The organism is Sphingomonas caseinilytica, from assembly GCF_023516455.1.
In the GTDB taxonomy this organism is placed as follows: Bacteria; Pseudomonadota; Alphaproteobacteria; order Sphingomonadales; family Sphingomonadaceae; genus Sphingomicrobium; species Sphingomicrobium caseinilyticum.
The window spans coordinates 1-19,600 of the sequence record NZ_JAMGBA010000004.1; the positions used below are offsets into that span (position 1 = coordinate 1).

The 19,600-nt window shown below is 61.8% G+C and carries 15 protein-coding genes and 1 tRNA gene; 6 read left to right on the forward strand and 10 right to left on the reverse strand.

Annotation, left to right across the window (positions count from 1 at the left end):
- Nucleotides 1-1,977: beta strand repeat-containing protein (locus LZ496_RS12920; protein WP_249905140.1), on the forward strand; the 1,977-nt coding region annotated here is incomplete at its 5' end.
- A gap of 75 nt (nt 1,978-2,052) precedes the next feature.
- Here the strand turns inward: LZ496_RS12920 and LZ496_RS12925 are convergent.
- Nucleotides 2,053-2,925, reverse strand: a complete 873-nt coding sequence (locus tag LZ496_RS12925) for a serine hydrolase (RefSeq protein WP_249905141.1) — start codon at nt 2,923-2,925, stop codon at nt 2,053-2,055.
- 134 nt (nt 2,926-3,059) lie between these two features.
- On the opposite strand from LZ496_RS12925, the gene corA reads away from it, so the two are divergent.
- A complete protein-coding gene (gene corA, locus LZ496_RS12930) occupies nt 3,060-4,028 on the forward strand; it encodes a magnesium/cobalt transporter CorA (RefSeq protein WP_249905142.1) in 969 nt (322 codons plus the stop codon).
- Here corA and LZ496_RS12935 read toward each other — a convergent pair.
- On the reverse strand, nt 4,025-4,657 hold the full coding sequence (locus LZ496_RS12935) for a (d)CMP kinase (protein ID WP_249905314.1): 633 nt from the start codon (nt 4,655-4,657) through the stop codon (nt 4,025-4,027). The two genes, corA and LZ496_RS12935, sit on opposite strands and share 4 nt — an antisense overlap.
- Nucleotides 4,658-4,776: 119 nt before the next feature.
- Between LZ496_RS12935 and LZ496_RS12940 the strand changes: the two genes are divergently transcribed.
- Together LZ496_RS12940 and LZ496_RS12945 are read left to right on the forward strand one after the other, a co-directional pair.
- Entirely contained in the window at nt 4,777-5,094 is a 318-nt protein-coding gene (locus LZ496_RS12940) for an FYDLN acid domain-containing protein (protein ID WP_249905143.1), read from the forward strand.
- Nucleotides 5,095-5,165: 71 nt separating this feature from the next.
- Nucleotides 5,166-5,241: transfer RNA gene (locus LZ496_RS12945), tRNA-Ala, on the forward strand.
- An 87-nt stretch (nt 5,242-5,328) separates the two neighbouring features.
- Here LZ496_RS12945 and LZ496_RS12950 read toward each other — a convergent pair.
- The 8 genes from LZ496_RS12950 to LZ496_RS12985 form a co-directional block, all read right to left on the reverse strand.
- Nucleotides 5,329-7,053 (reverse strand): N-acyl-D-amino-acid deacylase family protein, encoded by a 1,725-nt coding sequence (locus LZ496_RS12950; RefSeq protein ID WP_249905144.1) that lies wholly within the window; start codon nt 7,051-7,053, stop codon nt 5,329-5,331.
- 26 nt (nt 7,054-7,079) lie between these two features.
- Nucleotides 7,080-8,657, reverse strand: a complete 1,578-nt coding sequence (locus LZ496_RS12955; protein ID WP_249905145.1) for a serine hydrolase — start codon at nt 8,655-8,657, stop codon at nt 7,080-7,082.
- Nucleotides 8,654-9,781: a YkvI family membrane protein gene (locus LZ496_RS12960; RefSeq protein ID WP_249905146.1), complete on the reverse strand. Its 1,128-nt coding sequence runs from the start codon at nt 9,779-9,781 to the stop codon at nt 8,654-8,656. The genes LZ496_RS12955 and LZ496_RS12960 overlap by 4 nt, the downstream gene beginning before the upstream one ends.
- 4 nt (nt 9,782-9,785) lie before the next feature.
- Nucleotides 9,786-10,847: a DUF1611 domain-containing protein gene (locus LZ496_RS12965; RefSeq protein WP_249905147.1), complete on the reverse strand. Its 1,062-nt coding sequence runs from the start codon at nt 10,845-10,847 to the stop codon at nt 9,786-9,788.
- A gap of 4 nt (nt 10,848-10,851) precedes the next feature.
- The gene (locus tag LZ496_RS12970) at nt 10,852-13,281 is read right to left on the reverse strand and encodes a TonB-dependent receptor (protein WP_249905148.1); all 2,430 of its coding nucleotides are present in this window, start codon (nt 13,279-13,281) and stop codon (nt 10,852-10,854) included.
- 140 nt (nt 13,282-13,421) lie between these two features.
- Nucleotides 13,422-14,675 (reverse strand): peptide MFS transporter, encoded by a 1,254-nt coding sequence (locus tag LZ496_RS12975; protein ID WP_249905149.1) that lies wholly within the window; start codon nt 14,673-14,675, stop codon nt 13,422-13,424.
- Nucleotides 14,672-15,682 carry a dipeptide epimerase gene (locus tag LZ496_RS12980; RefSeq protein WP_249905150.1) on the reverse strand — a complete coding sequence of 337 codons (1,011 nt, stop codon included), beginning with the start codon at nt 15,680-15,682 and terminating at the stop codon, nt 14,672-14,674. Before LZ496_RS12980 ends, LZ496_RS12975 begins: the two co-directional genes overlap by 4 nt.
- A complete protein-coding gene (locus LZ496_RS12985) occupies nt 15,682-17,631 on the reverse strand; it encodes a serine hydrolase domain-containing protein (RefSeq protein WP_249905151.1) in 1,950 nt (649 codons plus the stop codon). The genes LZ496_RS12980 and LZ496_RS12985 overlap by 1 nt, the downstream gene beginning before the upstream one ends.
- Before the next feature lie 185 nt (nt 17,632-17,816).
- On the opposite strand from LZ496_RS12985, the gene LZ496_RS12990 reads away from it, so the two are divergent.
- Nucleotides 17,817-18,464 carry a helix-turn-helix domain-containing protein gene (locus tag LZ496_RS12990; RefSeq protein ID WP_249905152.1) on the forward strand — a complete coding sequence of 216 codons (648 nt, stop codon included), beginning with the start codon at nt 17,817-17,819 and terminating at the stop codon, nt 18,462-18,464.
- A gap of 4 nt (nt 18,465-18,468) precedes the next feature.
- Complete coding sequence (locus LZ496_RS12995) at nt 18,469-19,515, forward strand: histone deacetylase family protein (protein WP_249905153.1); 1,047 nt, start codon at nt 18,469-18,471, stop codon at nt 19,513-19,515.
- Nucleotides 19,516-19,600 lie beyond the last annotated feature (85 nt).

The window sequence follows — 19,600 nt, forward strand, 5'->3', positions numbered from 1 at the left end:
GACGAGGGCGCCAGTGACCTGGCCGGCGCGGCGACCGAGAACGCGGTCGATGACGTGACCCCGGCCCAGGACACGCCGGCCACCGGCCAGATTGTCTTTAGCGACGTCGATGCCGGCGACACGCCGGACGCCAGCGTCTCGACCGCCGCGGCCGATGTCGGCCTCGTCTATACCCCCGACGGCGGAGCCCCCTCGGCGCTGCCGGTGGGCCTCGACGCCGACGCCATCCGCGAAGCCTTCTCGATCACCACCGCCGGCGCCTGGACCTATGATCCCTCAGGCCTCGACCTCGAAGCGCTCGGGTCGGGCGACACCATCGAGCTCACCTACTCCGTCGTCGTCACCGACGATGAGGGCCTCACCGACACTGTCGACGTGGTCATCACCATCACCGGCACCAACGATGCGCCGGTGGCGGTCGCCGATACCAATGCTACCGATCCGGTGGTCGAGGCCGGCGTGATCGCCGGCGATGCTCTGGCGGCCGGCAATGTGCTGACCAACGATACCGACGTCGATACCGGCGCGACCAAGCTGGTGAGCGCGGTCAACGGCTTGGGCACCAACGTCGGCGCGGCGGTCGGCGGCACCTATGGCTCGGTGACCATCAACGCAGACGGCAGCTACAGCTACTCGCTCAACAACGCCGATGCCGACACCAACGCCCTCTACCAGGGCCAGGTCGTCCAGGACCAGTTCACCTACACCATGGTCGACGATTTCGGCGCAACCAGCACCACCACCCTGACCATCACCATCACCGGCACCAACGATGCGCCGACGGTTACTGCGCTAACAGGCAGCGTGGGAGAAGATGGACCAACGTTCAGCCAAAACTTGCTGTCTGGCGCTGCCGACGTCGATGCCGGTACGACGCTAAACGTTGTGAATGCCGATACCAGCGTGACCACGTCGGACGGTCGGACCTTGACCCTTGGCACCCACTATACGGTGTCCGGCTCGACGTTCGCGCTAACCTCTGCCGGGTTCGCGCTATTCAACAGCATGCCCGCCGGCGACACCGACACCTTGGTGTTCCATTTTGGCGTGAGCGACAGCATCACGACCACGCCCAACACATTGACTGTCACCGTCAACGGAGCCGCCGAGGCGGCGCCAACGCCGGTAGCAAACGATGACGTTCTCTACATCTCGAGCGGCACAAATCCGACGACATTCTCGCTGTCGTCATTCCTTGGAAATGATGTCCTCAATGGCGCGACGTTCTCGATCGCTGCGGGGCAATCCGCAACTTACGACGCAACCACGCAGACAATCACACTCAGCAGCGCAAATCCGGCCCCCTTCACCTACACACTGACAAATGCAGGAGGCACAGATACGGCAACAGTGACCATCAATGTTGTACAGGTCACTGGAGGCGCAGACCCCATCAACCTGTCCGCCGACACCTACGCGGCCTCCTACTTCGATCTGAAGAACGGCGCTGACAGCTTCACGGGAAGCATCGTCATCATTGGCGCTGGCGGAGATGACAGGGTCTTTGGCGGTGCGGCCGATGACAAGCTCGATACGAAGGGCGGCAATAACGTCATGACCGGTGATGCTGGGAGCGATGACTTCATTTTGACTAACTGGTCTGGGATGACGAACCACGTAACGGATTTCGAAGCCGGCACGTCGTCCACTACCGTCGACCAGCTTCACATCGACGTTGGTAGCTTGGCAAATGAGTTCAGCGTTGGAAACAACAATACGACCATCGATGCAGGCGAGCTTTTCATCAACAGCACGACCTCCTTTGCAAACACGGCGGCTGTGCAAGCCTATATCGACTCTCAGGCGGTGAGCCAGGGAGCGATGTTTGTCGTGTACAATGCTGCTCTGGGCCATGCAGCCGTTTATTATGACGCGAACCCAAGCGTGGCAGGTGGCGCAGTTCTGGTGACGGAGCTGGATAACATCTCGCTCGCCGGCCTGGGTAATGTGAACAGCGGTGACTTCCTTTTCATCTAGATTGGCCGCTGCATTTACTGGCATGAAAAAAAGGCCTCCCGGACGGATGTTCGGGGGGCCCTTCCTATTCCGAGGCTAGTTCGCCGTTTCCTGCCCGGCCGATGCCGCAGCATATCGCGGATAGGTCGGGATAGCGGCAAAGCCGTAGTAGATGGCCCGGGCGGCTTCCGCGATGGCGCGGGGCCGGGCGGTGCCACCGCGGGCGAAGAAAGCTACTGCGATCTTCCTGCCATCGGGCATCCGGATATAGCCGACGTCGCTGGTCAGCCCGTTCAACGTGCCCGTCTTGTTCTCGACCCGGACGCTCGTCGGCAAGAGGCCGCGGATGCGGTTCTTGCCCGTCATGCAGCGGCCCATCAGGTTTAGCAGATAGGCGTGGCTGGTTGGCTTCAGCACATTGCCGGTTTCAAGCTTCTTCAACAGCTCGATCATCGCCATCGGTGTGCTGGAATCCCGCACATCCCATAGGTCGCGGCGCGCGCTCAACAGCTCGGCAATGGTCCGGTCGACCCGAATGCCCTTGTTGAGGCCGTGGAACTTCAGCCAGCCATGGATTTCGTCCGGCCCGCCGAGATTTCGGATCAGCCGATCGGTCGCGATATTGTCGCTGTGGATCAGCATGGCCTGGATCAGGTCGCCGGCCGTTTGGCTTCCAATCCTGTCGTCCAGTGATCGCCGGCCAAAATCGACCTGCGAAAGATAGGCGGCCGCGACCGCGATCTTGACCGTGCTGGCCATTGGAAAGGCGGCTTCGCAATTGACGCAGATGCTGGAATTGGAGCCCAGGTCGTAGGCGGCAAAGCCAAGTTCGGTCGGCTGCGCGCTGGCGAGTGCCGCGAGCTGCTGCTCAAGCGGAACCAGCTCGGGTTTCGAAGCTGCGACCGCGGGCTGGGCAGCGAAGAAGGCTCCAGCGACAAGGAATGCGAACAGTTTCATGACCTTGACCACCGGTCTCCTAAGATCCTGCCCCTGTTCATCCTAGCTCCTCGAATGGTTGACAAATGGTTAATAGACGAAAGCTTGCCCAATTGCGACAGAAGGAAGGCTAGCCACCCGGCAGCACTCCACTTACAAGCTGCGCCATGACGGTCGTCGCCGCATATCTGTATCGAGACGGACACCGGGTGCGCGAGGTGTCGATCGACGAGAGAATCGACTGCCGCGACGACAAGAGCGAGTTTGTCTGGATCGGCATCGCCGACCCGACCGAAGAGGAAATGCATTCGCTCGCCAATAATTACGAGCTTCACCCTTTGGCGGTCGAAGATGCGCTCAAGGCGAACCAGCTTCCCAAGATCGACGTCTATGACGACCAGCTGTTCATCGTCGCCCGAACCGCCCACCTGATGGACGACCATATCGACTATGGCGAAACCGCCATCTTTGTCGGCCACAGCCACATCATCAGCGTCCGGCATGGGTCAACCCGTGCGCATACCGCGCTCCGCGAACAGCTTGAGAAGTCGCCGCGCCTTCTCATGCATGGCGTGGACTATCTGCTCCACGCGATCCTCGACTATATCGTCGATGGCTACCTCCCCCTGATCGAGGACCTTGAGGAAGAAGTTCTCGAAATGGAAACGAAGGCGGTCGACAGCTTCCTGGGACGGGGGGAAGTCAATCGCATCTTCACCGTCCGCCGCGAACTGATCCGCTTCCAGCGCGTCCTCGGCCCGATGGGCGAAGTCGCCCAGAAGCTGGCGCGGCAGGACCTGCCCTGCATCGATACCGAAGCCCGCCACTATTTCCGCGACGTTCAGGACCACGTCCGGCGCGTGCAAACGAGGGTGGATGGCCTTCGCGAAGTGCTGACCAGCGTGTTCGAATTGAGCTCGCTGCTCGAACAGCAGCGGCAGGGGACGATTACCAAGCAGCTCGCCGCATGGGCCGCTATCCTCGCCGTGCCGACCGCAATCGCCGGTATTTACGGAATGAATTTCGATAATATGCCGGAGCTTCACGCTCGATACGGCTATTTCATCGTCGTCGCGGTTATCTTGCTGATCTGCGCCCTGCTCTACCGGCGCTTCCGCAAGCTCGGCTGGCTTTAGGCCAGCGCCGCGATCTTCCGTTCGACCAGCTCGATCGCCGCGGCGATCGCCTCGTCGATTTCCATGTCGCTGGTGTCGAGCAGGTCCGCATCCGCCGCCTGTACCAAGGGAGCGGCATCTCGATGGGTGTCGCGATCGTCGCGTGCGCGGATATCGATCAGCACATCTTCGAGATGCGCCGGCATGCCGCGCGCCAGCAGTTCCGCAGCGCGCCGGCGGGCGCGAACTTCCGGAGAAGCAGTGACGAACAGCTTGGCCGTGGCGTTCGGGGCCACCACAGTCCCAATATCACGCCCGTCCAGTACCGCGCCTGGCGCCTGCGACGCAAAATTGCGCTGGCGCTCGAGCAGGGCGGCCCTCACCCCCGCATAGGTCGAAATCCGGCTGGCGATCGATCCGACGACTTCACTGCGTAGTTCAGGGTCGGTCGGGTCGATCTGCGCGACGCCTTCGCAAGCGCGTACGGCCTCAAACTCGCTGGCCGGATCGCCGCCGAAGCGGAACATCGTCAGCGCAACCGAGCGGTAGAGCATGCCCGTGTCCATGTGCGGCAGGCCGAAATGCTTCGCCAACGCCCTCGCAATCGTCCCCTTTCCGCTGGCTGCGGGGCCGTCGACGGCGATCAGGATGGGTTGGCTGGCGGAAGGCATGCAGCGGCGCTTTGACAGGGGCTTTGCGCTATGGCAAGGCGCCCGCCAACTGCGGCCGGGCCAATTCCGCCCGCCACCTTTCATGGAGACATGACCCAATGGTCAAACCCGAATGGGGCACCAAGCGCACTTGCCCCAAATGCTCGACCCGCTTCTACGACCTGACCAAGGATGAGCCGGTCACCTGCATCAACTGCGGCAATGCCTGGCTGCCCGAGCCAGTCCTGAAGTCGAAGCAGCCGCTTCCGTTCGAAGCTGTTCAGCCTGAGCAGGCCGTCAAGCAGGATGACGATCTGGCTGCCGAAGAATTGGTGCCCGACGAAGACGAAGAACCCAGCGCCGACGAGGAAGTCGATCTGGCGACCGGCGACGAGGATCTCGGCGTTGCTACCGGCGACGAGGACGAAGAAGGCTAAGAAAGATCGCGGAAGGGAAAATTTCCCGTTGGCAGACGGGAATGCTTCCCTTAAGGCGCGACGAATTGGACGGGGCCGTAGCTCAGCTGGGAGAGCGTCGCAATGGCATTGCGAAGGTCAGGGGTTCGATCCCCCTCGGCTCCACCATCCGTCCAAATCTAGAGTTCCGCCGAACGAAAAACGGGCCGCGAAAGCGGCCCGTTTCCGTTTGTGATTAAGGCTGCTTGCGGCTGATCAGCCTGCCTTGCGGCAAGCTCCTCCGTCCGGCCAGCCGGTCCAACCCGCTCCCTTGACGAAACGGCCGGGCTTGGCGCCGGTCGGTGTGCCGTCTTTCAGGACCTGCACACCGTTGACGAACACGTCGCGGACACCAGTCGCATACTGCCTCGGCTTTTCGAAGGTCGAATGGTCGCTGATCGTCTTCGGATCGAACAGCACGACGTCGGCGACCAGTCCGGGCTTCAACTGGCCGCGGTCGCGCAGGCCGAGATTGCCTGCGGGCAATGAAGTCAGGCGGCGAATGGCGTCCTGCAGCGGCACGACCTTTTCGTCGCGGACATATTTGCCGAGGAAGCGGGCGAAATTGCCATAAGCGCGTGGGTGGGTGCTGCTCTTCAGGAATACGCCCTCCGGCGCCGATGCCTCGGCATCCGATCCGAAGCTGACCCAGGGGATCGCGGCCTGACGGCGCACATTGTCCTCGTTCATCAGGAAGTAGATCGCACCCGACCGGCCCTTGTCCGCAAGCACCAGGTCGATGACGGCTTGCTCGGCGCTGACGCCGCGTTCCTTCGCGACCTGGGCGACCGTCTTGCCCATCAGGGGCTTCAGCGACGGTTCCGTCATGCTGGCGATAAGGACGCCGTCCGGACCCGCGTGATTATAGAGGTTTTCCCAGTTGCTGCCGGGCTTCACCATTTCCTGCTTGATGCGCTCGACCGTTGCCGGGTCCCTCAGCCGCTTCAGCATGGCTTCGGTACCGCCGTCCTGCACCCAGGGCGGCATGGAAGCGGCAAGGCCGGTGCCGCCGGCCGTGTAGGTGTACATGTCGGCGCTGATCTTGAGGCCCTGGGCACGCGCGGCCTCGACCTTGGCGATCGCCGCGTCGATCTTGTCCCAGTTGGCGCGGCCCACCTGCTTCAGGTGGTAGATCTCCGCAGGCGCTCCCGAACGCCGCGAGATCTCGATCAGCTCGTCGATGCTCTCAAGGAGGCGGTCGCCTTCCGATCGCATGTGGCTGATGTAGCTTCCGCCGCATTGCGCGGCTTCGGTGGTCAGCGCGACCAGCTCATCCGTCTCGGCAAAGGCGGCGGGCGGGTAGATGAGCGATGTGCCGACGCCTAGTGCGCCCTCTTCCATCGCCTGGCGGACCAGAGCCCGCATCCGCGTCAGCTGCTCCGGCGTCGGATCGACGTCGGCATCGCCCAGCTCATGCTGGCGGACGGTTGTGGCCCCGACATAGGAGGCGACGTTCATCGACGTCCCGCGCTTCTCGACCAGGCTCAGATATTCGCCAAGCGTCGTCCACTCGATCGGAAACTTGAAGTCGCCCTGCTGGTCGACCGCTTCCTTCTTCATCCGGTCGTTGAGCGGGCCCATCGACCAGCCCTCGCCCATCACTTCTAACGTGACGCCCTGGCGAAGGTCGCTCTGCCCAAGTCCATCGACGAGCAGGGATTCCGTCGCCCAGCTGAGCATGTTGATGAAGCCTGGCGCGACGGCGAGGCCCTTGGCGTCGACGGTATTCGTGGCCGTCGCGGCGCGAGACGGCCCCGCGTAGACGATCTTGTCGCCCTTGATGCCGATGTCGCCGGCATAGGGCTCCCCGCCGCTGCCATCATAGATGATGCCGTTGCGGATCAGCAGGTCATAGCTGGGCGTTTCCGCGCCTTGCGCCGAGCCTGTCGTTAAAAGGGCGGCTGCCAACGCGGCCGATGCAACACCTGTACGCCACGCCATGGCAGCCTCCCCTATATTTGACCGGATCAGCGAGCAGCCGATGCGACCGGAGTGAAATTCAGATCCTGATAGTCGAAGCTGAAGTCCGCCGTGGGCGAGACCGCCTTCATCGTGATCTTGTCGACCTTGCCTTCCGCGTCGAGACCGAAGGTAACATAGGCCGGCTCGATACCCTTATCCTCGAAGCGAGCGATGAAGGTGTCATACTGGTAATGTTCCAGCGGCCCGCTCATCCGCGGCGTTTCGTCGAAGTTGATGCCGAGGCCCGACTTGCCCTGCGAAACCGTGATCTTGCCGTACCAGGGGTCCTTGTACTGACCGGCATAACGGTCGAGCGATAGCGACGGCCCGATCTTGGCGGGCGTGGAAGCCTTGGCTTCCACCGCGGTCTTGGCATTGTTCAACATCGTGCTGAGCAGGGTCTTGTACTTCGCCGGCCAATCGACGAACGGCCGGCCAAGGTAATGATCAAGCAGCTCGTTGGTGAGGCCGCGACGGACCGCGCCTTCCTCGGCATTCATCGTGATCGCGAAGCCGACATTCTTTTCGGGGATCAGCACGACCATGGTGATGAAGCCGAACACGCCGCCCGAGTGGGAAATGATCTTGGCGCCGCCATATTCGGAAACTTCCCAGCCCAAGGCATAGGCGCGGAACATCGGCTTGTTGGCTTCGAAGCCCGGAGGCTGGTTGCCGATGGGCTCGATCGTCTCCGGGTTCCACATGGCCGCCGAAGATGCCTCGCTGAACAGGCGGCCGCCATTTTCCGTCTTGCCGCGCGACAGCTGGATCTTGAGCCACTTGGCGAGATCGTTCGCGCTCATCGCCAGCAGGCCCGCCGGGGTCGATGCGGCGCCCAGCTGATCGGTTTCGTCGAGCAGCTGCTGCGGCGCCAGGCCGCGGACCGGACCGCCGATACGGCCGTGCGGATAAGCGCGATTGACGGTGCCGAGACGGCTTGGCTCGTCGCTGGTCGCGGTCAGCAGGCCGGCCGGCTTGTAGACATTATCGCGGAGATAGCTTTCGTAGGTCTGGCCGCTGACGGCTTCAATGAGGGCGCCTGCGACTGTGTAAAGGATGTTGTCGTAGGCGTAGCCGCTGCGGAAGCTGGTGGCCGGCTTGATGTGCTTCAGGCCTTCCAGCATCTGCGCGCGGGTGCGCTTGCTGCGCGGGACGAACATCAGGTCGCCCGCACCGAGGCCGAGGCCGCTGCGATGCGTAAGCAGGTCGCGCACTGTCATCTCGCGGGTGACCCAGCTGTCATACATCTGGAAGCCAGGCAGGCGGTCGACGATCTTGTCGTTCCAACCCAGCTTTCCGGCATCCACCAGCGTTGCGAGGGCCGCAACCGTCACGGCCTTGCCGGTCGATCCGGTCATGAAGATGGTGTCGGCATCGACCGGAACGTTGGTACCGATCTTGCGAACGCCATAACCCTTGGCCAGCACCGTTTCGCCATTCTCGACGATGGCGATCGCCATGCCCGGCGTTTCCGAAGCCACGCGAAGCGATTCCACGCGCTGGTCGAAATTGGCGGGCGGCGCCGCGAGCGACGGGCAAGATGCAGCGAGCGCGATCAGCGCGACCGAATGGCGAAGTTTCATTGTGCCTCCACGGATGTCTTTTGGTTTTTCCACAGCCGCCAGACGCCAAAGGTCATGAGCGGCAGGACGAATACGGCGAGCAGGATGTAGGCGAGCGCGCGATAGCCGGTGGCGATCAGCGCAACGAGGCCGAAGCGGTCGGCGAGGAACATGCAGAAAATGAGCAGCGCCAACGCGATGACAAGACGCGCGCGATGGCTGAGCTCGCTGCCGCGCCGGATGCGCACGGCCTTGGCGATGCGTTCGTTGATCGCATGGACCGAGCTGGCGCCGCTTTCGAGCAGGGCCGAGAAGATCATCAGCTGGAAGAGCAGATGGAACAGCGGCATTTCCAGCCGCTGCAGCATGAAGTCCGACGGCAAGGTCGCCGACGCAATGTCGGGCAGGAACGCGACCATGCAGATGAAGAACAGCGCGCCAGGAAGCATCGCCAATGGGCCCGAGAGCAAGCCTGCGATGACCGCGTCCCGATTGCTCGTTAGGTGCCTCATCACCGGCAGGATCACGACAGCGCCGATGAGGTTGTAGCCGGCATAGACCGTGCCGCCCGCCGCCCAGCTGCCGCCAATGCTGCCGTTCGCGAAGGCGGCCTGTATTTCATTTCCGAAACGGCTGAAGCCGAGGACGACGAACAGCGCATAGACCGCATAGAGCAGGTAGGAGACGTAGGCGAACATGCGCTCCACGGAGGCGTTGCCGAAGGTCACGATACCGATGATCGAAAGCCCGAGTGCGATCGTGCCCCATATTTCATTTAGGCCGAAGACCGCCGTCCCGATCGCCCCCGCGGCTGCGCCGTAAACGGCCAGGATCAGGACGATGAAAAGGATGTAGGCGCCTTCGAACAGCATCCAGCCGGGGCCGAGAAGCTGCTTGAAGAAGGTCACATAATCGCGGGCGCCGAACTGGCGGGCGAAGAGGAAGGTGACGACACAGCAAAGGCTGAAGAGCATCATCGACAATGTCATTGCCGCGACGCCGCCCCATGCGCCGCTCGGCAGGAAGAATTCCGCCAGCTCTCGTCCGGTTGCGTAGCCGCCGCCGATCACCACCGCCTTGAAGGCGAAGCCGGGCAGCAGATAGCGTTGAAACCGGGACGGACCGTTTGGCTGCGATACGTCCATTTGCTTAGCCCTGACAGCGGTCGAGTAGCTGGTCAAACGCCGGTCCGCCGCGAAGCGGATCCGCGACCGGCAGACCGAGCCGGTCGCTTTCGGCGGCGATCAGGCGCTGAGCCTGTTCGTCGGTGTAGCTCGCCGTATTGACGCTGACGCCGACGCACCGAATGGCGGGATTGGTGAGCTTGCCCAGCGCGACCGTCTGCAAAATCACTTCCTCGATCGTCGGCAGCCTGACGTCCGGATAGCCCAGCACATGGGTTCGCCCCGGTTCATGGCAAACGATGAACATGTCGGGCTGGCTGCCGTGAAGCAGGCCGAGCGACACCGCCGCATAACCCGGATGGAACAGGCTTCCCTGCCCTTCGATGACATCGATGTGATTTTCATCGGCCGCAGGCGAGAGTGTCTCCGCGGCGCCGGCAAGGAAGTCGGATACGACCGCGTCGATCGGAATTCCGGCGCCGGCGATCATGATGCCGGTCTGGCCGGTCGCCCGGAAGGTCGCGTCCAGGCCCCGGGCCTGCAGCCCGCGTGTTACGGACAAGGCGGTATATTTCTTGCCCAAGGCGCAATCCGTACCGACGGTCAGCAACCGCTTCCCGCTGCGCTTCGCGCCCGTGCCGATCGGGATATTCGCCGGCGGTACTCGGACATCGACAAGCCTCCGTCCATGAGCCTCGGCCGCGAACGCCAGCTCCGGGATGTCGGAAAGCCTCGAATGCATTCCCGAGACAATGTCGAGGCCGGATCGCAGCGCGTCGAGCATTGCCGGAAGCCATTGCGGCGGAATTACCCCGCCGGGGCTGGCAACGCCGATCAGCAGCGCGCGCGCGCCCTTGGCATGGGCCTCTTCGGAACTGAGCCGTTCCAGCCCGGTCGATACTGTACCACCGGGCAGGACGAGCTCGCCGATGCACCGTTCGGGCGCCCAATCGCGGAGCCCGAACGCGGTCTTGGCATAGCCCGGCTCGACCGTATCGCCCAGGAAGAGCAGATACGGGCCGAGTGGGCTTGCCTGGTGCGACGCGTGCACGGTCGATCGGTCTACTGAATCGGCAGTGCCACCCATTGGATTAGAGGCCTGCCGTCAGTGTGAGTCCGAACGTTCGCGGCTGGGTAAATCCGACAAGGATTCCGTCGCCCGGTATGGCGTTGCCGCCAAGCTCTGCGTTGGTAAAGCTCGTTGTCGAGGTCACGCCATGCGAGTTGGTGACATTCCGGACAAATGCTTCGAGGCTGAAGTGCCCGAACTCAGCCCCCGCTCGCAAATTGAGCGTGGCGTAGTCCGGAATCTTGTCCTGTGGAGTGAACACGAAGTTGTCGGGATCGTTCAGGTCGCCACCAGGGCCAACGAATTCGCCATTGTTGATATTACCCTTTTGCTTGCCGACGTAGCGAAGGCTGCCGCCAACAAATGCCTGGATGTTGCTCGATAGTGCCCAGTCATAATCGGCATTGACCGAGAAGCTGAACTTCGGCGTCCAGGGAAGCTGGTCGCCGTCGAATCCGCCAGTGATCGGTGGCGTATCTTCGGTCAGTTCGGCGTCGATATAGGCACCGTTGACCGAAAGGTTGAGGCCACGAACCGGCCGCGCGCTAATCGTTCCTTCAATGCCCATGCTCCTGGCAGTGCCGCCATTGGCATTAAAGTCGTCGCCCGCCGGCGTGACGCCGATCACCTGGATATCGTTCCAGTCATTGTAGAAGGCTGCGAGATCCACCGACACATGTGAATCCAGATCGGCCTTCAGGCCGAGCTCGTAGCTGGTGAGCGTGTCAGCATCGTAATTTGGCGGAAAGCCTTCGGGCGCCCCCAACGGAATGACGTTAGGACCGCCTGGGCGATAACCCTTGGCCACACGTGCATAGACGGCGGTCTGGTCATTGATCTCGAAGCGCGGTGAAATCGAGTAAGTGAAAACTGTCTCGTCGGATTCGGCGCGAGGAAGCGAACAGCCCGTGTCTGGTGTCGGGCAGCCAAACTGCAACGCGGAGAAGTTTCCACCCACGTCCTGCTGGGCAGACTGCTTGTTCCTGCTCAGGCGTCCGCCAGCGGTAATGTCGAAGCGGTCCGTCGCATGCCAGGTCGCGTTGGCGAAACCTGCCAGTTCCTTGTATTTGGACCCAAGCTCCGCGGTGAACAGCTGAGCAAGGAACGGATCGGTGAACGCATTACCGGTATTGAGATCGACAGCTTCGATCAGATTGGTGACGAGGCCATCTTCCTTCGTGTAGTAAGCGCCGGCGAGCCACTCGAACGTCTCGTTCGACGGCGAGGCCAGCCGCACTTCCTGAGTGAATTTCTTGAGGCGGAATCCTGCGTCGATCGGCACGCCGATCGGCGAGGTCGTAACTGGCGGAATGCCAAGCAGGAATGAATAGGGGCCGTAGAGCGCATTAAACAACATCCCGAACGGCAAAGTAGCATCCTGGCGCGACTTGAACTTGTTGCGCGCGAATGCCGTTGCCGACGTTAGGGTTGCGAAACCCAGATCATAGTCGATCGTCGCATTGTAGATGCGATATTTGACCGAGGTGGACTCAGGTATGATGACGGTCTGCGTCCAGTCATCATGCAGGGGCTTGTAGGTTTCCGGTTCGACCTCGACGTCGCTTAAACCGTCCGTTTCAATTTTCTGCGCGATAGCCGTCAACCGGATCTTCAACTGATCGTTCGGTTCGAAAAGCACGGATCCACGCCCGCCCCATACGTCGCTGTCATTGAAATTGTTGAGTTCCTTGGACGTACCCAGCGGATCCAGGATTCCCAGGTCGACAAAGACGCTGTTCGGGAATTGATTTGGTACTGCATCGATGTAACCACCGTTCCTGCGGTAGAAACCCGATGCGCGGAACGCGGCCTTGTCGCCGAGCGGCGCGTTGAACATTGCGTTGAAATTATATCCGACATCGCCTTCATCGACGAACTCGACGCCGGCGCGCGCTCGGGCATCGAATACTCCGAGCTTCGGCTCGTTGGTGACGAACTTGATCAGTCCGCCCAGGGAGCTCGCACCATAGAGAGTGCCTTGCGGTCCCCGCAGCACTTCGAGACGGTTGACATCGAACGTATCGAAGTCGCTAGCCAGCACGCCGCCATTGAGCAGGCCGCTGCTCGAACCGAACGGAATTTCGTCGACATACACGGCAACGGTCGAGGCGATGCCGCCAGTGTTCACGCCGCGCAATGAAATGCGCGATTGACCAGGATCGGTCTCATTCAGGCTGAGACTCGGGACGAGATTGGCATATTGTTCAAACGTCGTTGCGTTCTGACGCTCAAGGGTGTCACCGCCGACCACCGTTACCGACTGGGGAATATCGAGGATCTTTTCCTCGCGCTTTTGCGCAGTAACAACGATGATCTGATTTTCGTTGTCCTGAGCGGCACTGGCTTCGGTGACCGCCGCTTCGGCGGCGATCTCCTGTGCAAACGCCGACGCGTTCGCAAATAGTGCAGCAAACCCTGACGACAGCAGCAATGCAGTGCGGACGTTGACCATATTCTCTCTCCCCAAGCACGGCGCCATTGCGGTCTAATGCCTGCTTTGCGCCCCGGCGCTTTCTCGCGCCGCATTAATCTTGATAAGGACACTATTGTCCTGATTGGAAAATTGTCAATCAGATTCGGTAAGGATTCTCGCTATTTGGATGCTGGATCCGCCACGGTGCTGATTCCGCGCAACAGGATCGCCGCAACAGCGGCAATTGCCGCGAGGAGCAGGAAGTAGCTCGACGGCTCGAAGCTGCTCCACAATGTGCCGACGAGTCCGGCGGTCAGGCTTCCCGAGAAAATGACCAGGAACCAGGACGCCACCGTGGTCGCTCCAAGGTGCGGCGGAGCCAGCCGGGCGAACAGTCCCAGGCCGGTCGGCAGGATGAACAGCTCGCCGAAGGTCAGAACCAGGAAGAACAGCGCGAGCCAAACCCAGCCAGTCAATGCGGCACCGCTGGCGGCTGTGACGCCGGCGAGCAGCAGATAAGCCGATCCGACAATCAGCGAACCGAGTGCCATTCGGCGTACTAGCGAACCTTGGGTCTCCTTGTGGGCGTGACGGCGCCAGTAGGCGAGCAGCGGCGGCGTCAACAGCATCACGAACAGCGGATTCAGTGACTGGAACCAGGTCATCGGGATCTGAAAGGCACCGGCAGCGCGATCGACGCCGCTGTCGGCCCACAGCGCGACCGTATTCCCAATCTGCTCATACGCGGCGCGGAACACCGTGACCGAAAGTCCGATGCCCAGCAGGAGCAGGATGGTATGTCGATCGAAGCCCTTGCGGACGTCGTCATTGGCGGCGACCTGGCGCGGTTGTTCCTGCGGCAAATGCTTCTGGCCCGCGAGATAGATCAAAAGCCCGGCGACCATGCCGACACCAGCCGCGCCAAAGCCGTAATGCCAGCCGTAGACTTCCCCAAGCGTGCCGCAGATCAGCGGCGCCAGGAACCCGCCGATGTTGATCCCGACATAGTAGATGTTGAACGCCCAGCCGCGGCGGGGATCGTCGCGCTTGTACAAGTCGCCGACCTGGCTCGGCAGGCTCGGCAGGAACAGGCCGTTACCCAGTGCGATGGCTGCCAGCGCGAAAAAGAACAGCGCCTCGAACGCCATCATGAAATGACCCAGCGCCATGATGCTGGCGCCGATGATCACGGCCTTGCGCTTGCCGAGATAGCGATCGGCAATGACGCCGCCGACGATCGGCGTGAAATATGCAAGTGCGGTGTAAGAGCCGTAGATGAAAGACGACTGCGCCTGCCCGATCAGCAGCTGCTTGGTCATGTAATAGACCAGCAGCGCCCTCATCCCGAAGTAGGAGAATTGCTCCCACATATTGGTGAGGAACAGGACGGTGAGGCCGCGCGGCTGCCCGAACCAGGTCGGCTCCTGGCTCATGCGACAGTCACCTGGCCCGAGCCCCATACTTCCGGCCCGGCAGTGACGTTTCCGCCTTCGTAGACGACGCTTGGCTTCCGGTCCTCTGCAAGGAACGTCGGGCCGTCGAGATCGACGATGTCGCAGCCCTGCCCGAGAACGAACGCCGGGGCCATTGCGAGGCTGGATCCCACCATGTTTCCGACCATGACGCCAAGGCCTAGGCGGCGCGCCTCCTCTGCCATCAGAAGGCCTTCGGTAAGGCCGCCGCACTTGTCGAGCTTGATGTTGACGACGTCGAAGCAACCGACCGCGCCGGCCACATCGCCCAGCGAAAGCAGGCTCTCGTCCCCGGCAATCGGGATCGGCGATTTATAGCCGTACAGGTCGGATTCCTTGCCCCGCGCGAGCGGTTGCTCGAGCAGCGAAACATTCTGTTCCTGCAATGCCTCGATGAGCCGATCCAGATCGTCGCGGACAAAGCCCTGGTTCCCGTCGACGCCAAGCCAGACATCCGGCCGGGCCGCGCGGATTGCTTCGACACGAGCGATGTCGAGATCCAGTTCGCCGGTCAGCTTGACCTTGATCGACTTGGCGCCGGCATAGCCGATCGCGCCCGCCGCCATCACCTCCGGGTCATCAGCCCCAAGGGTGAAGGTAGTCCGAAGCGGCTTGGGTTCGGACTGCCCGGCAAGCTGCCACACGGGCTTCCCGGCCCGCGCGGCTTCCAGTTCCCACAATGCGCAATCGACTGCGTTGCGGCCGCCGCCGGGAGGCATGATCGAACGCAGCTCCTCCCGTGTCAGGCCCGCCTCGATCGCGGACCGGGCGGCACCGATCGTGTAGAGCATATGGGGGACGTCATCGTTGAGATAATAAACGCCGCCCCCCTCTCCCCTGCCCTGAAGGTCGCCATCGCGGAGGGTAACCACGACGACATCCGATCCAGTGAACACATGACCCGAGATCCGGAACGGCTGGGCCAGCCGCAACGTCTCGACAGTTACGTCCAACTCCAGCCGTGCCATCAGTAGTTCGTCCCGAAGCTGATGACGTGGAACGCCAGGACGACCCACAGCAGGATTGCCGAAGCAAGCAGCATCACCACCGCCCAGGTCTTCGAGAACCAGCCACGCTTCTCAACCAAAGCCTGGCGAAGGTTCCAGCCTGAGAAGAGCACCAGTCCGACGAACGCGATCGGAGTCAGGATCTGCAGGGCGATCAGCAACGGATCAAGCGGTCCGCCAAGCAGCTCCAGGCTCGAGAAGCCGACCGAGACAAAGGTCAGCCATCCGGCGATGGTCGCCAGCACCAGCCACTGCGAACCAAGCCAGAGGCGCTGGTTGCGAAGGCGGCTGCCCTGAAGTGTCTGCGCGAGCTTGTAACGCTTCCGAGTGATTGCTCCGGCGGGCCAGGACAGGGCGCCGAGCAGCAGCAGGCCGAGCGACACGAAGAAGGCCGGCGCAAGCCACGACGGATTCTTGTACCAGGGCACGCGGTCGAAGACCATGAACGGCGAGACGGTGTCGAAGCTCCAGCGCGTAACCTTGCCATTCTCGACCTTGGCAGCGAGCTTTTCGCCGCTGTCGACGTCCTTCCAGACATAGGGCTCGATCTCGACCCAGCGACGCGACTTGTTGCCGGTGTTGGTGACCATCGGGGCCGACAGCTTGCCGTTCTCATCCGGTCCGATCGAGATCGGGCTGATGAGGTCAAGGATGTGCAGGAAATTGGAACGCATACCGCGGCTGTTGAAATAGGTGCCGGCGATTTCCTGGACATGCTTCTTGGCGGTCGCGTCGTCGACCTTGGTCGTAACGGGGGTGGCCGCAAAGTAGCGATTACCGAATTCGTCGAACAGACGCTCACGCAAAGCACGCGGCGCGCCTTCGCCACCGGCACTGTTGACCGACACATAGAGACCGACATTGTCGTCGACGAACAGGGTCAGGTCGGAGTGGAACAGGCTGGTATCGCCGCCATGCGCCAAACCACGATGGCCGTTGATGCCCTGCTCGTAGAAGCCAAGCGCCATGCGATTGAGGCCCGGGATCACGTCGTAGCGATACTCATGCATCAGCTTGGCGGTTTCAGGCTTCAACAGGCCCGCACCATTGTTGAGGTGCGCGATCATGAACTTGCCCATGTCCGCGCCCGAAGCCGCCAGACTGCCCGCAGGAGCCGGGTCCACGATTTCAAACCGCTCCGCCTTCGGCGACGATGCACCGTGATAGCCCTTTGACATGAACGGCTGCAGGTTCTTCGGAAGCGGCTGGCGGAAGCTGGAATGCTGCATGCTCAGCGGCTTGAAGATGTGCTGGTCGACATAATCGTCGAACGACTGACCCGACGTACGTTCCACGATGTAGCCGGCCAGCGCCGTCGCATAGTTGGAATAGGCTGGCGTCGTGCCGGCATCGAACGCGCGGTTCGGCAGGCTTTCCTTCACGAATTTGTCCAGCGGGAATACCGGGCTGGTGTCATCATGGATGAGGTGGCGAACGGTTTCCTCGAAGCCGGCCGTGTGAGTCATGATGTTGCGCATCGTGACCGGCTTGCCGTTGCGGGCAGGAATCTTGAAATCGAGGTAGGTGTTTACGTCCGCATCGAGATCGATCTTGCCCTGCTCGACCTGCTGCATCACCGCCGTCCAGGTGAACAGCTTCGAGATGGAACCGGGGCGGAAAAGAGTTGTGGCGGGATCAACCGGCGTGCGCTTGTCGACGTCGGAGAAGCCGAAGCCGCGCTGGGTCAGGACCTGGCCATCCTTGACGACCACGACGACCGCACCGGCGATGTCGCCGCGCGCAAGAGCATAAGGCATGTAGCCATCGAGCCATGCGTCGACGTCCGTCTTGCTGAGCTCATGGGCACCGGCAACCGCCGGAGTGACCGGCGTCGCGCCGGGCGCGGCTGCCACCGCTACCGGCTTTGCAACCGTCGTATCCGGTCCAAGCTTGACGGCTTGCTGTGCCACTCCAGCACCAGCGGCCACAGCCGCCAATCCAAAAACTAATCCTCGCCACTTTGCCATGGCTTTACCTCCCCAAGTCGCCGGGATTGCCCCGGCATGCGCCGTTCAATAGACTGATGCTATTGTTCTGATTGGGATACTGTTATCCTGATTGGAAAATTCGTCAACCGGAAAGGGATTCGCGTAACATGTCCTCAACAGTTCAGACCTTGGGCGCCCTGCTCCGTGGCGTGCGCAATCGCGAGGGCTGGACCCTGAAGCAGATGAGCGAGAAGAGCGGCATTCCGGTCTCGACGCTGTCCAAGGTCGAGCATGACCGGCTGACCCTCACCTACGACAAGCTCTACCAGGTCGCGCAGCGCCTCGGCATGCGCATGTCGGAACTATTCGCCGAATCGGTCGAGGAACCGCCGGCGGCCATCACGGCCCGCCGCAGCCTCTGTGACATCGACCATGCCGTGCGGGTCGAGACGGACAATTATGATTATTACTATCTCTGCACCGACCTTCGGCGGAAACGGATGATCCCGGTCATTTCGAAGATCCGCGCGAAGACGTCGGAGGAGTTCGGCGAGCTTGTCCACCATGCAGGTGAGGAGTTCGTTTATGTCCTGAGCGGAAAAATTACCGTCAACACGGCTTATTATGACTCGGTCACGCTCGATGTTGGTCAGTCGATCTACATCGATTCCAGTATGGGACACGCATATTTGGCCGCGGAAGGATGTGATGAGGCGGTGGTGCTCGCGGTCATGTCCAGCGCGGACGAGGAGCTGCTCGAATCGCTGATGACGATCCACGAGGGGCAGCAAGGCACGACCGCCCAGGGACTCTGATCAAATGATTACCGTACCCGGCTACTTCGACCGGCGGCAGCTGACGCATGAGCCCGTCCAGGAACTGCATAACGGCGGTTGGACGGCCTATGCGGAAAAATCATCGCGTGCGCAGATCATTGCGAACAGCTTTGCCGAACTAAGGCCCGCCAGGGATTTCGGGCTTGAGCCGCTGCTAAACGTTCACGATCGCGCCTATGTCGAATTTCTGCGCTCGGCTTACGAGGAATGGCGGGCGACGGGACGCGACGGCGACGCCATCGGATACACCTGGCCAGTGGTCCGGCGTCGGCGGCTCGATTTCGACCGGATCGACGCAAAGCTGGGGCTCTACAGCTACGATGCTGCAACGCCGATCGCCGAAGGCACCTGGGAAGCCAGCTACTGGAGCGCGCAGACCGCACTTTCGGCATTGTCCGTCATCCTCGATGGCGAGGCGGCTGCCAGCTTCGCTCTCTGCCGGCCGCCGGGCCACCATTCGGGACCGGATTATTGCGGGGGCTATTGCTACCTCAACAATGCGGCCATCGCCGCCGAGCAAGCTCGCCGTTCCGGTCGCCGCGTCGCGATCCTCGATATCGATTATCATCATGGAAACGGGACGCAGGACATCTTCTACAGTGATCCGGACGTCATGTTCGTATCGATCCATGCCGACCCGGTGACCGATTATCCATTCTTCTGGGGCCACGCCGACGAGCGCGGCGCGGGGCCCGGGGAAGGCAAGACGCTCAACCTGCCGCTTCCTCGCGGAACGGATTTCCAGGCCTATTATTCAGCGCTAGCCGAAGCGCTGGACGCGGTCCGGTCGCACGGTGCCGACCTGTTTGTCCTGTCGTTCGGCGCCGATACGTTCGAAGAAGATCCGATTTCCCATTTCCGACTTCGCCGGGACGATTACCGGGCGATCGGCGAGCGGATCGCTGCAATCGGATTGCCGGTGCTGGTCGTCATGGAGGGCGGCTATGCGGTCGACGCGCTTGGGCATAATGTCGAAGCGCTGCTATCGGGACTAGAGGACGACGCAACGCGGGTAGTTTCGGCTGTCTGACAAGCTGCGTTCGGCACGCGCTATTCAAGCCGCTTGGAAGTAACGACACCGACGCGGCCTGCTATCGTGGCTAACATGCCATTAA

Coding starts and splice junctions, on each gene's coding strand:
- LZ496_RS12970 (WP_249905148.1), bottom strand. CDS start 13,281: ATGGTCAACGTCCGCACTGCATTGCTGCTGTCGTCAGGGTTTGCTGCA.
- LZ496_RS12965 (WP_249905147.1), bottom strand. CDS start 10,847: ATGGGTGGCACTGCCGATTCAGTAGACCGATCGACCGTGCACGCGTCG.
- LZ496_RS12960 (WP_249905146.1), bottom strand. CDS start 9,781: ATGGACGTATCGCAGCCAAACGGTCCGTCCCGGTTTCAACGCTATCTG.
- LZ496_RS12975 (WP_249905149.1), bottom strand. CDS start 14,675: ATGAGCCAGGAGCCGACCTGGTTCGGGCAGCCGCGCGGCCTCACCGTC.
- LZ496_RS12940 (WP_249905143.1), top strand. CDS start 4,777: ATGGTCAAACCCGAATGGGGCACCAAGCGCACTTGCCCCAAATGCTCG.
- corA (WP_249905142.1), top strand. CDS start 3,060: ATGACGGTCGTCGCCGCATATCTGTATCGAGACGGACACCGGGTGCGC.
- LZ496_RS12955 (WP_249905145.1), bottom strand. CDS start 8,657: ATGAAACTTCGCCATTCGGTCGCGCTGATCGCGCTCGCTGCATCTTGC.
- LZ496_RS12990 (WP_249905152.1), top strand. CDS start 17,817: ATGTCCTCAACAGTTCAGACCTTGGGCGCCCTGCTCCGTGGCGTGCGC.
- LZ496_RS12980 (WP_249905150.1), bottom strand. CDS start 15,682: ATGGCACGGCTGGAGTTGGACGTAACTGTCGAGACGTTGCGGCTGGCC.
- LZ496_RS12950 (WP_249905144.1), bottom strand. CDS start 7,053: ATGGCGTGGCGTACAGGTGTTGCATCGGCCGCGTTGGCAGCCGCCCTT.
- LZ496_RS12995 (WP_249905153.1), top strand. CDS start 18,469: ATGATTACCGTACCCGGCTACTTCGACCGGCGGCAGCTGACGCATGAG.